The following is a 12,792-nucleotide window of genomic DNA, read 5'->3' on the forward strand; positions in this document are numbered from 1 at the left end:
TCCCTCGTCCCCGCTCGCCGGTCAGGTCATGCCCCCAGCAGCCTGGCCTTCTGGGCGGCGAACTCCTCGTCCGTGAGGACGCCGCTGTCACGGAGCCGGCCCAGCTTCTCCAGCTGCGCGATGACGTCGTCGCCGCCGGCGGCCGGTGCCGGCGGCGGCGCGTACTGCTGAGGCGGCGGCGCGTACTGCTGCTGCGGCTCCGCGTACTGCTCCTGCGCGGCCCAGCGGCCGGCCTGACGTCGTGACACCCGGTTCGACACCGCGGTCGCGGTCCCCGCGACCACCGCGGTCCGGGCGACCCCTCGTAGCAGTCCCATCTCACTCCTCCTCGAGCTTGTCGAGCGCCGCGACGACGTCGTCCACCGGGATGCGGCCGCTGGAGACGACCTCCGCGCCGGCCTCGCGCATGGCGGCGACGAAGGGTCCGGCCCACGTGTTCTCGTACACGATCATCCCGACGGCGCTGCCCGGTTCCACGAGGGAGGCGCCGCGCGCCAGGTCGTCGTCGTCGAGCAGGCCGGACGTCACCCCCTCGAACACCGCGAGGTCCAGCTGCCCGTCGTCGTCGAGGTCCGTGAGCGCCACGCCGGCGACGCCCGTCTCCGTCACCTTCGCCACCCGCAGGTCGAGGATCCGGATGATCCCGCGCTCCACGAGGTCCAGGAGCGCGGGCAGCCCCTTGCCCTGCAGCCTCGCGCCGGGGAACTCCAGGACGAGGTAGTCGATCGGTCCCACCTGCTGCTCGGTCATCGAGGTCCTCCTGCGACGGTGCCAGCCTGCCGGGCGCGGCCCGTGCGGCCGCGACGGACAGACTGGCACCGTCGCGGGTGGTCGCACCCCACCCCGGGCGGGGTGGAGCGTCGCCACCCGGGTCACCCGCAGCATCGGTCGTGACGACCACCACCCGTGGTGCCGCGCCGTCTCGCCGCCACCTGGAGCCGAGCATGACCTTTACCGACCCCGGACCGACCTCGATCGACCCCGTCTCCGCCCAGGCCGGGGACGTCGCACGCGCGGTCGGCGTCGACCCCACCCACGGACTGACGGCCGAGGAGGCGCGGACGCGGCTCGCGTCGCACGGGCGCAACGAGCTCGCGGCCAAGGCCCGTGAGCCCGGGTGGCGGGCGTTCCTGCGCCAGTACCAGGACTTCATGCAGGTGGTGCTCCTCGTCGCCGCCGCAGTGAACCAGGTGGTCACCGGCGACACCGGGACGACGGTCGTGCTCGCGGGCCTGACGGTCTTCAACGCCGTCATCGGCCTGCGGCAGGAGGCCAAGGCCGAGGAGAGCGTCCGGGCGCTGGCCCAGATGATGCGGACGGTCTGCCGGGTGCGGCGCGACGGCCTGGCGGCGGAGATCGACGCGGCCGAGCTGGTGCCGGGGGACGTCGTCCTCGTCGAGGCGGGCGACCGGGTGCCCGCCGACGGGCGCCTCTGGGTGGCGGCCGCCCTCGAGGTCGAGGAGGCCGCGCTGACGGGCGAGAGCCTGCCCGTCGCGAAGTCGGTCGACCCCGTGCCGGGCGAGGGGGTCCCGCTCGGCGACCGGGTCTGCATGGTGTTCATGAACACGGCAGTGACCCGGGGGCGCGGCGAGCTCGTCGTGACGGCGACCGGGATGGGCACCGAGATCGGGCACATCGCCGACATGCTGGCGGGCACCGAGACGGCGCGCACGCCCCTGCAGCGCCAGCTCGACGCGCTGTCCCGGATCATCGCGTCGGTCGCCGGCGTCGCGCTCGTGCTGGTCGTCATGCTCGGCCTGGCCCAGGGGCAGCCGTTCGACACGCTGTTCGTCACGGGCGTCGCGCTCGCCGTGGCCGCCATCCCGACCGGGCTGCCCGCCGTGGTCACCGCGCTGCTGTCGATGGGCACCCGCGAGATCGCCCGCCGCCATGCGATCGTCAAACGGCTGCCCGCGGTCGAGACCCTCGGCTCGACGTCGGCGATCTGCTCGGACAAGACCGGCACCCTGACGCTCAACAAGATGACCGCCCGCCAGCTCGTCGTCCCGGGCCACGGCCGCTTCACCGTCACCGGCGAGGGCTACTCCACCGCCGGCGAGATCCGGCACGTCGGAGGGCAGCGGATCGACCTCGACCCCTACCTGCTGCCGATGGTGCTGTGCGCGGACGCCGTGCTGGACGGCGAGGACCTCGTCGGCGACCCCACGGAGGGTGCGCTGATCGTGCTCGGCGCGAAGGGCGGGCTCGACGTCGCGGGCACGCGCGCGGCGCTGCCCCGGGTCGCGGAGGTGCCGTTCGACTCCGCGTACAAGTTCATGGCGACGTTCCACGAGGTCGTCGCCGACGGGCGGGCGGTCGTGCGCTGCTATGTCAAGGGCGCGCCGGACGTGCTGATCGGCCGGTCCACCGCCGTCCTGCGTCCGGACGGGACGGTCACGGCCCTGACCGACGACGAGCGCCGGCGCGCGCTCGCCGCCAACGACGAGATCGCCGCCGCGGGCGAGCGCGTGATGGTGGTCGCCCGGCGAGACCTGGAGCCGGGGGTGCTCGAGGGGACCGCGCCCGGCGACCTCGTCCGCCTCGTGGACGGGCTGACCCTGCTGGCCATGGTCGGCATCGTCGACCCGCCCCGCCCCGAGGCGAGGGCGGCGATCGCCGAGTGCCGCGGGGCCGGCATCCGCGTCCGGATGATCACCGGCGACCACGCCACGACCGCCGCCGCGATCGCCGCGGAGCTCGGCATCGAGGGCCGGGCCGTCACGGGCCGCGAGTTCGCGGCGACGAGCGACGAACGCCTGCTCCGCGACCTCGACGAGATCGGCGTGGTCGCCCGCGTCGCGCCGGAGGACAAGGTCCGCCTGGTCCGGCTCCTCCAGGAGCAGGGCGACGTGGTCGCGATGACCGGGGACGGCGTCAACGACGCCCCGGCGCTCAAGACGGCCGACATCGGCGTCGCCATGGGCATCACCGGCACGGAGGTCTCCAAGGAGGCCGCCGTCATGGTGCTCACCGACGACAACTTCGCGACCATCGTCGGCGCGGTGTCCTACGGCCGGGCGCTCTACGACAACCTGGTGAAGTACCTGCGCTTCCAGATGTCGACGCTCGTCGCCTACATCGCGATCTTCCTCGGCGCCGGCACCCTCGGGATCGCGGGCGGCGTGCCCCTGGACCCCCTGCAGATCCTGTGGCTCAACATGGTCGTGGACATCCCGCTCGCGATCGCGCTGGGGTTCGACCAGCCCGCGCGGGGGCTGATGTCGAGGGCACCGCGGCCCGTGTCCGCGCCGGTGATCTCGCGCCGCGGCTGGGTCCGGCTCTGCGTGCAGGGGTTCGTCATGACCGTGGGATCGCTGATCGCCTACCAGGTCGGCGACGCTCAGGGCGGCGCCGTCGTCGCGACGACGATGCTGCTGACCACCCTGTCGCTGTTCCACCTCGCCGGGGCGCTGCTCTCGCGCGACCCGGAGGGCACGATCTTCGACCGGGACGCCCTGCCCGGGGCGGTCCAGCTGCGCCGGTACGGCCTGGCGCTGCTCGCGATCGTCGCGGTGACGGGCATCGACCTGCTGACGCGGATCTTCGGCACCACCGGGCTGTCGTTCGGGCAGTGGTGCTCGGCCGCCGGCCTCGCGCTGTCCCTCGTGGTGGTGGAGGAGCTGTGGAAGCTGGTCGCCCGGCGACGGCGTCTCCGGGTCCGCACCTGACGCCGCCGTCCACGGCATCGCGGTCGGGGCGCGCTCGGCCGCGGCGGGCTCCATCCGTCGGGGGGTGGTGCCGCACCACCCGCCCCCGGGCCAGCCTGGCTGGGCACGACACGACCGCGGGGAGGGGAGCCCGATGACCGATGCGCCGGGGGCGGGCGCGGCGCGCGGCCCCGATGACGACCTCCTGGAGTACGTGATGATCGCCGTGCCGGCGGTCGAGCTCCTCAGCGGCGTCGTGGCGACGGTCACCGGGCTGGTCCGGTCGGGGGTGCTCGGGCTCGTCGACGCGGTCCTGCTCCGCCGCGGGCCGGACCAGGCGTCGGCCACCGCCCACGCCCTGCGGGACGTCGAGCAGCTGGCGCCGCTCGCGGCGCTCGAGCACCCCCGGGTCCGGCTCAGTGCGCACGACGTCGCGCTCGCGTCGGTGGCGGTCGAGCCCGACGCGGCCGCCCTCCTGCTGCTCCTCGAGGACCGCTGGGCCGCGCCGCTGTCGGCCGCTGCCCGGGCGGCCGGGGGGCGGATCGTCGGCGGTGAGCGGCTGGCCCGTGTCCGTGTCCGCGCGGCCGGGTCGGCCACGGCGCCGTCCTCGGCGCACCGCGACGGGCCCGTCGCCGACACCGGGCGCCGGGGAGCCGCCGACCTGCTGGTCCGCGGGCCGGCGACGGCCGCGCGGCCCGAGCTCGCCGTCGACCCCGCGGCTCAGCTCCGCACGCTCGCCGAGCTGGTGGAGCGGGGCGTCCTCACCCTCGACCAGTACGAGGCTCAGCGCCGCAGGGTGCTCGACGGCTGAGCGTGCCCGGGACTGACCAGGGCGCGCGCGAGCTCGGCAGCCTCCGCGCGCGACCCGCAGCCGAGCTCGCGGTAGATGATCTTGAGGTGGAACTTGAGGGTGTTCACGGAGATGTAGAGCTCGTCCGCGACCTCCCGCAGGGTGAGCCGGCTCGGCAGCATCCGCAGGATCCCGAGCTGACGGTCGGTCAGCGAGCGTGCGCGCTCGCGCAGCGCCGCGCTCGACAGCACCGACCCGTTGGCGGGGACACGGCGCAACCGCGCCAGCCAGCTCGGCGGCACGCGCCACGCGAGCCGCTCGATCGCCTCGACGACCTCGGGACCCGCGCTCGCGACGGTCTGCACCAGGCCGTGCGCGGAGGCCGTGCCGACGGCCTCGAGCAGGTGCGCCTCGGCCTCCGCCGGGCTCGCGGCGGTGCGGGCGAGCACCAGGTCGAGGACCACGCGGTGCCGCGCGTTCCGGGGCTCGGCGTCCACGACCAGGCCCGCGACGGCCCCGGGCTCGCCTTCCGCGACGAGCACGAGAGCGCCCTTGACGGGTGACCAGAACGGGTCGTCGATCTGCGTGACCCAGCGTCGCGCCTCGTCCGTCGCGCCCCGGGCCAGAGCGACGAGGCATCCCGTCCGGGCCAGGAGGCTCCGGCCGCCCGGGCCGGTGACCTCCGTCCCCACGATCTCGGCGGCCTGGGCGAAGGCTCGTCCAGCGGCGTCCAGGTCCCCCTGGTCGAGGTGCGCCCGGGCCAGCTCCAGGCAGGCGAGGAGCCGACAGTGCGGCAGGGGGTCGCAGTCCTCGCCGGACAGCCGGTCGAGCAGCGGTAGGGCGGCGGCCCGGTCGCCGATCTCCCGGAGAGCGATCCCCTCGGCCGTCAGGAGCTCGGTGCGGAGCATGGTCATGCTGGTCTGCTCGGACGCCTCCCGCGCGCCCGCGACGAGCCGCAGGGCGTCGACCGGACGCCCGCCGAGCGCCGCGCCGAGCGCCCGCGTGCCTTCGAGCGCGAGCCTCCGCTCAGGTGCCGCGGCGATCGTGAGCGCGAGCTTGTGCACCTCGGCGCTGGCGTCGTCCCACCGCTCGGCGAGCGCGATCTCCCGGGCGACCAGGTTCCAGCCGTACCGCACCACCGGGTCGAGCAGCCAGGAGTCACCCATGGTGGCGAGGCCGGCCCGGGCGAGTCCTGCGCCGCCGGCCCAGTCGCCGCGGATCGCCGAGACGACCGCCCGCAGCACCTCGAGCCGGGCGCGCACGGCCGGCGCGGTCGCCCCGTCGTCGGCGCCCGGGTCGTCCGTGCCCGGGCCGACGTCGTGCGCCGGGGCGTCGAGCCCGTCGACCGTCTGCACGAAGCCCGCCCGGTCCACATAGAGCCGGCACCAGGCGACGTCGCTCGCGGCGCCCGGGTCGGCCGGCGCGACGTCCGCGGGGATCGCGGCGAGCGTGCGCAGGACCGTGGACCGGCGACCGCTCTCGTAGAGCGCGGTGACGCAGGACGCGAGGAGCCGGAGCGCGTCGCGGTGCTCCTGCGCCCGCAGCAGGTGCTCGATCGCATGCACCGGCTGGCCGTCCGCCTCGTACCACCGGGCCGCGAGGCGGTGGAGCTCCGCGATCCGCGCCGGGTCCTGCCGGCGCAGCCGCGCGACCAGCGCCTCACGGACCAGCGCGTGCAGCTCGTACGACCCCGCGGGCTCGATCCGGGCCACGAACAGGCCGCGCTCCTCGGCGCGGGCCAGCAGGTCGGGGGCGTCCTCGCGGCCGGCCAGCGCCCGCGCGAGGCGCGGGTCGACGCGGTCGACGACGGCGGTGGCGGTCAGCACCGTCACGACGTCCGACGCCTCGCCCCGGAGCACCTCGTGCCAGACGTAGTCCTCGAGGTAGCGGGCGCCGTCGTCGCGGCGCACGGCGCCCGGGGCCGACCGGTCGTCGCGGGCCTCCTCGCCGTCGTCGACGTCGCCCTCCTGGAGGTCGTCGGCCTGGTTGTCGCCCGCCCGGACGTCGTCGGCCCGCGCAGCGGCCGACCGTGCGGCCAGCGCGGCGAGCTGGATGCTCGCGGCCCAGCCCTCGGCCTGGCGGGACATCTCGTCCACGCGGTCGGCCGGCATCGCGGGGGCGAGCCGGGCGAGCATCGCGGACGCCTCCGCGTCCGAGAAGCGGAGCTCGGGGAAGCGGACCTCGCCGAGCATCCCGCGCGCCCGCAGCCGGTCCACCGGGAGCTGCGGCACCCGGCGGCTCACTAGCACCACGTGCAGCCAGCCGGGGAGCCGCTGCACGAACGTCCGCAACGACGCCGTCACCGGCTCGTCGTCGACCAGCTCCAGGTCGTCGACCACGAGCACGCGCGCGTCATAGGGTCGCGCCTCGAGGTCGTCGAGCAGCACGGCGAGCGCGTCGTCGAGCGGCCGCTGCTGCCGCAGGGCCCGCGCCGCGGGCTCGGAGCACCCCGGTGCGATCCCCTCGAGGGCGGCGAGGATCCCCCGCCAGAGCTGGGCGGGGTCGCGGTCGGGCTCGTCGACGGACAGCCAGGCGTGAGGGAGGGCGCTCCGCGCGGCCCAGTCGCGCACCAGCGAGGTCTTGCCGGAGCCGGCCGGCGCGACGACGAGCGTGAGCGGCGCCCGCACCGCGTCGTCCAGCAGCCTGACGAGCCGCGGCCGCGGCACGAGGTACTCGGGGCTGACGGCCGGGCGCAGCTTTGCCGGCGAGACCGTCGACAGGAGGCTGCGGCGGCTCGCGCCCGGGGCGTCGAGGTCGGGCGCCCCCGGTTCCTGTGCACGCGTCATCGTGACTCCGCCCGGGTGTGCTCCTGCCAGTATGAGCCCGCGCGGCGGGCGCGGCCGTACCAGCGTCTCTCTCCCGCCCCGCGAGTGGCCACGCGACGGCGAGATATCACCCGGCCCGGCCCGGCGGCGGTGAGCTCCGTCAGCGACCGGCCCGGGCCGGCGCGAGCGAGGCGAGCGCGGCCGCCAGGGCGACCGCGGCGGCGAACCAGTACCCGGCGGCGAACGTGTCGAACCCCGGGTCGACCAGGGCCGCGGCGGCGACGCTGGACACGGCGGAGACACCGGTCGCGGCCCCGAACTCGTGGAACGTGCTGAGCGCGCCGGAGGCCACGCCGGCCTCGTGCGGCTCGGCCGCGGAGAAGAGGCTCCCCGCGGCGGCGACGAACACGGCGCCGACGCCGAACCCGGCGACGGCGATGCCCACCACGAGCACCGTCATCGAGAAGATGCCGGCCGCCGCGGCCAGGCCGACGGCGGCGACGAGCAGCCCGACGACGGACACGGCGCGCACGCCGAGGCGGGGGAGGACGCGGCCCGCGACGCTCGACCCGAGGATGGTGCCCACCGCGACGGGCAGGAACGTCAGCCCCGTGTCCAGGGCGCTGAAGCCGTGGAGCTGCTGCAGCGTGAACGAGCCGAGGAAGAACACGGAGATCATCAGGGCCGTGGCGACGAAGATCAGCCCGAGCCCGCGCAGCACCGGTCGCCGGACGAGCAGGGCCGGGTCCACCAGCGGCGTCGCGGACGCGCGCAGGTGGCGCGCGAGCAGCACGTACCCGACGACGCCGACGAGCAGGGCGACCAGGGTCGGCGCGCTCAGCCAGCCGGCGTCGCCGGCGGTGACGAGCCCGTACACGACGGCGGCGGTCGCGGCGGTGGCGAGTGCGGCGCCAGCCACGTCGAGCCGACCGCCCGACCCTGGCCACGGCCGTACCCACCGGAACAGGGCCAGGAGGAGCAGCACCCCGACGGGCACGTTGACGTAGAACACCCACGGCCAGCCCGGGCCCGACGTCAGGACGCCGCCCACCAGCACGCCGACGGCGGCTCCCGCGCCGCCGAGCGCGGACCAGACGCCGATCGCGCGCGACAGCTCCGGCCCGCTGAACGTCCGCACGATGACGGACAGCGCGGCCGGCGACATGGCCGCCGCGCCGGCGCCCTGCAGGGCGCGGGCGGCGAGCAGCAGCTCCGGGGACCGTGCGAGCCCGGCGAGCAGCGACGCGAGGGTGAACAGCGCGAGGCCGGCGAGCACGACGCGGCGCGGGCCGAGGACGTCGGCGGCCTTGCCGCCGAGCAGCATGAGCCCGCCGAAGACGAGGGCGTACACGCTCGCCACCCAGGCCAGGCCGGAGCGGGAGAGGCCGAGGTCGGCCCCCATCTCGGGGAGGGCGATCGCGACGACGGTCACGTCGACGATGAGCATCAGCTGGGCGATGCCGAGCAGCGCGAGGATGCGCCAGCGCCGGGGGTCGGGTGCGGAGGGCTGGTCGTCCGGAGTCTGCGGCGTGGTCTGCGGGGCGGGCTTCTCTGGTGACGTCATGGCACGGTCCCTCGAGGTGTCGAGCACGAATAAGTCGAACATGCCTGTTCGAGTAAATTAACTCGAACAGGCATGTTCGACAAGAGGGTCGTGCGGGTGACTTCCGGGGCGACGTCAGGCGGAGAGCGCGCCGAGGGTCGTGGCGCGGACGAGCGCGGGAGCCTCGTCCGCGGTGATCTCGCCGCGGTGCACCGCGGCGGAGGCGCCGTGGAGGATCGCCTGCAGCACGCTGACCTGCCAGTCGACGGGCATGTCGTCGCGGAGCTCGCCGGCCGCGCGGCCGCGCTCGAGCAGGCCGCGGACCCGCTGCGCGGGCCCCTCGTGCGCGCGGCTCATCTCCTCGGGCGGGAGGACCTGGGAGCCCGCGACCACCAGGGCCCCGAACCGGTGGGTCAGGTGCCAGGTCGCCTCGAGCAGGCGGCCGAGCGCCTCGCGGGGGTCGCCGTCCAGGTCGACGGTCGCCAGCGCCTCGTCGGTCTGGGCGATCGCGCGGTCCACGACCTCGCGCACGAGCGTCGCCCGCGAGTCGAAGTGTCCGTAGAGGGTGACGCGACCGACGCCCGCGGCCTTGGCGATCTCGTTGATGCTCGCGTCGGGGTCCGTCGCCAGCACGCGGGTGGCCGCGGCCAGGATCGCCTCCACGTTGCGGACGGCGTCGGCGCGCTTGGCGCGGTCCCGGCCGCCGTCGGCCGTGGCCCCGTGCGTCGTCTCCGTCGTCTGCGCCGGTGTCGTGACCACGAGCTCCTCCAAGCCTGTACAGGAGTGTCCAGGTTAACGGTCCGGGCTCGCGAACCGGTGGCAGTCCACCTCGACGGTCCCGCCCGGCACCGGCGCGCGGTGCACGAACCGGCCTTCGTCGACCCAGCCCTGCCGCGCGTAGAAGCGGCGCCCCGGCGCGTTCCCCGTCGCCACGGCGAGCCAGGCGCGCGGGTGCCCGGCGTCCCGGACGGTCTGGGCCGCGTGCCGCAGGAGCGCCCCGCCGACGTCGGCGCCGCGGGCCGCGCGGTCGACGTAGAGCTGGTCCACCTCGTCGCCGGCGACCATGACGAAGCCCGCGACGGCCCCCCGGTGCACGGCGACAGTGGTGTCGGCCATGCGCTCGCGGGCGCGCTCCGGGAACGACGCCGGGGTGCGGGCCACCACGAGTGCGTCGGGCACGTGGCCCAGGTGGGCGTCCGTCCAGCCCTCGTGCCAGATCCGCGCGACGGCGTCCGTGTCGTCCGGGGTCGCGCGCCGGAGCTCCGCCGGGCCGGGCGTCGCCGCCGTGGAGTGCGACATCGTCGTCCGCCCTTCCTCTAACTCGAACAAGTGTGTACAGTTTATCGCGCTCGATCGTCAGCGGTTCACCTCACGCGGTTCGCACGCACGAGAGCGAGAAGACCATGACCCAGGACCAGGTGTCAGGCACGTGGACGGCCGACCGGCGCTCGGTGCTCGGCCGGGTGTGGCCGGCGGCGCTCGGGGTGGTCGTCGCCGCCGCGACCGCGGTCGGGCTCGCCGACGCGCGCGACGTCGCCCCGGTGCTCGCCGCCTCCGGCCTCGTCTACCTGGCGGCCGCCGCGCTCGGCCGGCGCGGCGCCGCATGGCTCGCGTTCGGCGTGACGTTCGTGCTGATCGGCGCCACCAAGGTCGTCGACCTCGACCCGACGCCCTGGATGATCGGCCTCGCCGTGGTGCTGGTCGTCGTCGGCCTCGCGGCCGGGCGCCGGCGCCCGCCGTGGTCGCTCCCGCTCCAGGCCGCGGCGATGCTCGTCCTCGGGGCCGCCGCGTCGGTCGCCGTCCGGCTGGACGCCACCGCGGGCGGGCTCGTCGTCGCCGTCGGGCTGCTCGGGCACGCCGCCTGGGACGTCTACCACCACCGCTCCGGTCGCGTCGTGGCCCGGTCGTTGTCGGAGTTCTGCGGCGTGCTCGACGTGATCCTCGCCGTCGCGCTCGCGGTGCTGGTGCTGACGGCGTGACCTAGAGGCCGAGATCGACCTCGCGGCGGACGTCGCGGTCGGGCTCGAGGACGAAGAACCGCGAGACGACGGCGCGGTACAGGCGCAGCTCGGCGGGCGCGACGACGCGGTCGACGGTCCAGGGGCCCAGTCCCTCGGCGCGGGAGCGGCGGTCGAAGATCGCGAGGCAGCGGTCGCGGTCCGTGTCCGGCACCTCGCCCGCGGTGGCCTCGGCGTACACGGCGCGCGGGCGGCCGTCGACGGGCGCGGGCGTCTCGAAGACCACGATGCCCACCGCGGACCGCCGGGCGACGTTCGTCGAGTGGCGCGTGCCGCGCCGGGAGACCCAGACGAGCTCTCGCCCGTCGCGGGCGAACCAGACCGGGGTGGGCCACGGGTTCCCGTCGCCGTCCGCGGACGCGAGGACCAGGTAGCGGCCGTCGTCGAGGACGCGACGCGCGAGCCCGGCGTCGTCCTGCTCGTCGGTGTCCTGTCGTTCCATCGCGGGCCTCCTCGCGTCGCGGTTCGCCACCATGCTGGCACGGGCGGGCGTCCGCCGGCGGGGCGGTCAGGAGGTCAGGGAGGCGAGCACGTCGCGGTAGTGGGAGTTCTCCATGACGCCGAGAACGTTGCCGAACGGGTCGACGACGGCCGCGGTGACGAACCCGGGGCCGCGCTCGACCGGCTCCTGGTACGCGGCGGCGCCGAGCTCGAGCAGCCGCGCGACGGTGCCGCGGACGTCGTCGACCGCCCAGTAGGCGACCGCGCCCGCGGCTCCGTCGGGCTGCGGGGGAGCGAAGCGCCGGTCCATGATCCCCAGCTCGTGCTGGTAGTCGCCGATGCGGAACTCCGCGTAGGCGAGCGCCCCGCCGGCCTCGCGGGCGAAGTACGCCTCGGTGCCGAGCACCTCGGCGTACCAGTCGCGGGCGGCGGCCACGTCGTCGGCCAGGTAGGTGATGGTGGTCAGTCCGCGCAGCATGTCGGCTCCCGGTGCTCGGTGTGACGGTCGGTGCGATCGAGGCCTGATGACCTCGTGAGCACCACTCTTCCGTCCAAAGTGCTCACCTTCTGACTATTTTTCGTGGCAGTCTCGGAGCATGCGCGCCGACCGCCTCATCCAGGTGCTGCTCCACCTCCAGTCGCGCCCCCGCGTGACGGCGGCCGAGCTCGCCGACGCGCTCGAGGTCTCGGTGGCGACCGCCCGCCGGGACCTCGAGGCGCTGTCGGCCGCGGGCGTGCCCGTGTACCCGCAGCCGGGCCGCGGCGGCGGGTGGTCGCTGCTCGGCGGGTCGCGCACGGACCTCAGCGGCCTCACGGCGCCCGAGGCGCGCGCGCTGTTCCTGCTCGCCGGGCCGGGCGCGGCGTCGTCCGACCACGCGCGCGCGGCGCTGCGCAAGCTCGTGCGCGCGCTGCCCGCCACCTTCCGGGCCGAGGCGGAGGCGGCCGCCGCGGCCGTGGTCGTGGACCGGGAGGGGTGGAGCGCGGCCGGCCGGGTCCGGCCGCCGGAGGTCGACGCCCTGCAGCGCGCCGTCGTCGAGCGGCGCCGCGTGCGGATCGACTACACCGGCGCGACCGGGCGGTCCTCGAGCCGCGCCCTCGACCCCTGGGGGCTCGTCGACAAGGACGGCGCCTGGTACCTGATCGCCGGCACGGACCGCGGCCCGCGCACCTTCCGCGTCGACCGCGTCGGCGCGCTGGACGTCACCGACGAGCCCGCCGTCGTGCCCGACGGCGTCGACCTGCAGGCGGAGTGGGACCGCGTCGTCGGCGAGGTCGAGGCGAGACGGTCCGCGACGTGGGCCACCGTGCGCGTGGCCCCCGAGCACGTCGACGTCCTGCGCGCCCAGTTCGGGCGGCACACGGTGATCGTCGACGGCGGCGACGGCGCTCGCGCGACGGTGCGGGTCGCCGCCCCCACGCCGCTCGACGTCGCGCGCCACCTGGCCGGCTGGGGCGCCCAGGCCGACGTCGTCGGACCGCCGGAGGTGCGGGCGGAGCTCGCGCGTCTCGGGGCGGAGCTGGTGGTGGCGCACGGCGGCACGACGACGGGCGCCCGGTCGTGACGGGTGGTCACGACCGGGCGCCGGGT

General features: G+C 75.9%; 12 protein-coding genes. 4 read left to right on the forward strand and 8 right to left on the reverse strand.

What is annotated here, in order from left to right:
* Window positions 1-26 precede the first annotated feature (26 nt).
* Both ACQP6G_RS09015 and ACQP6G_RS09020 read right to left on the reverse strand, forming a co-directional pair.
* Window positions 27-317 (reverse strand): SHOCT domain-containing protein, encoded by a 291-nt coding sequence (locus ACQP6G_RS09015; protein ID WP_429763950.1) that lies wholly within the window; start codon window positions 315-317, stop codon window positions 27-29.
* A gap of 1 nt (window position 318) precedes the next feature.
* The gene (locus tag ACQP6G_RS09020) at window positions 319-750 is read right to left on the reverse strand and encodes a DUF6325 family protein (RefSeq protein ID WP_429763951.1); all 432 of its coding nucleotides are present in this window, start codon (window positions 748-750) and stop codon (window positions 319-321) included.
* A gap of 194 nt (window positions 751-944) precedes the next feature.
* On the opposite strand from ACQP6G_RS09020, the gene ACQP6G_RS09025 reads away from it, so the two are divergent.
* Window positions 945-3,668: a cation-translocating P-type ATPase gene (locus ACQP6G_RS09025; RefSeq protein ID WP_429763952.1), complete on the forward strand. Its 2,724-nt coding sequence runs from the start codon at window positions 945-947 to the stop codon at window positions 3,666-3,668.
* Between the two features lie 133 nt (window positions 3,669-3,801).
* A complete protein-coding gene (locus ACQP6G_RS09030) occupies window positions 3,802-4,458 on the forward strand; it encodes a hypothetical protein (protein ID WP_429763953.1) in 657 nt (218 codons plus the stop codon).
* Here the strand turns inward: ACQP6G_RS09030 and ACQP6G_RS09035 are convergent.
* From ACQP6G_RS09035 to ACQP6G_RS09050, 4 genes are all read right to left on the reverse strand, one after another.
* Window positions 4,431-7,223 carry a winged helix-turn-helix domain-containing protein gene (locus tag ACQP6G_RS09035; protein WP_429763954.1) on the reverse strand — a complete coding sequence of 931 codons (2,793 nt, stop codon included), beginning with the start codon at window positions 7,221-7,223 and terminating at the stop codon, window positions 4,431-4,433. The genes ACQP6G_RS09030 and ACQP6G_RS09035 overlap by 28 nt on opposite strands.
* A gap of 139 nt (window positions 7,224-7,362) precedes the next feature.
* The gene (locus ACQP6G_RS09040; protein WP_429763955.1) at window positions 7,363-8,766 is read right to left on the reverse strand and encodes an MFS transporter; all 1,404 of its coding nucleotides are present in this window, start codon (window positions 8,764-8,766) and stop codon (window positions 7,363-7,365) included.
* 114 nt (window positions 8,767-8,880) lie between these two features.
* On the reverse strand, window positions 8,881-9,504 hold the full coding sequence (locus ACQP6G_RS09045; protein WP_429763956.1) for a TetR/AcrR family transcriptional regulator: 624 nt from the start codon (window positions 9,502-9,504) through the stop codon (window positions 8,881-8,883).
* Window positions 9,505-9,537: 33 nt separating this feature from the next.
* A complete protein-coding gene (locus tag ACQP6G_RS09050; RefSeq protein ID WP_429763957.1) occupies window positions 9,538-10,044 on the reverse strand; it encodes a GNAT family N-acetyltransferase in 507 nt (168 codons plus the stop codon).
* Between the two features lie 104 nt (window positions 10,045-10,148).
* Between ACQP6G_RS09050 and ACQP6G_RS09055 the strand changes: the two genes are divergently transcribed.
* Window positions 10,149-10,724: a hypothetical protein gene (locus ACQP6G_RS09055; protein ID WP_429763958.1), complete on the forward strand. Its 576-nt coding sequence runs from the start codon at window positions 10,149-10,151 to the stop codon at window positions 10,722-10,724.
* A 1-nt stretch (window position 10,725) separates the two neighbouring features.
* Here ACQP6G_RS09055 and ACQP6G_RS09060 read toward each other — a convergent pair whose 3' ends face one another.
* Window positions 10,726-11,205, reverse strand: coding sequence for a pyridoxamine 5'-phosphate oxidase family protein (locus tag ACQP6G_RS09060; protein WP_429763959.1), 480 nt, complete (start codon window positions 11,203-11,205; stop codon window positions 10,726-10,728).
* A 66-nt stretch (window positions 11,206-11,271) separates the two neighbouring features.
* On the reverse strand, window positions 11,272-11,682 hold the full coding sequence (locus tag ACQP6G_RS09065) for a VOC family protein (protein ID WP_429763960.1): 411 nt from the start codon (window positions 11,680-11,682) through the stop codon (window positions 11,272-11,274).
* Between the two features lie 118 nt (window positions 11,683-11,800).
* Here ACQP6G_RS09065 and ACQP6G_RS09070 point away from each other — a divergent pair, with 118 nt between their 5' ends.
* Window positions 11,801-12,766, forward strand: coding sequence for a helix-turn-helix transcriptional regulator (locus ACQP6G_RS09070; RefSeq protein WP_429763961.1), 966 nt, complete (start codon window positions 11,801-11,803; stop codon window positions 12,764-12,766).
* Window positions 12,767-12,792: the final 26 nt, after the last annotated feature.

It is taken from the genome of Isoptericola nanjingensis, from assembly GCF_050311635.1.
Taxonomy (GTDB): Bacteria; Actinomycetota; Actinomycetes; order Actinomycetales; family Cellulomonadaceae; genus Isoptericola; species Isoptericola nanjingensis.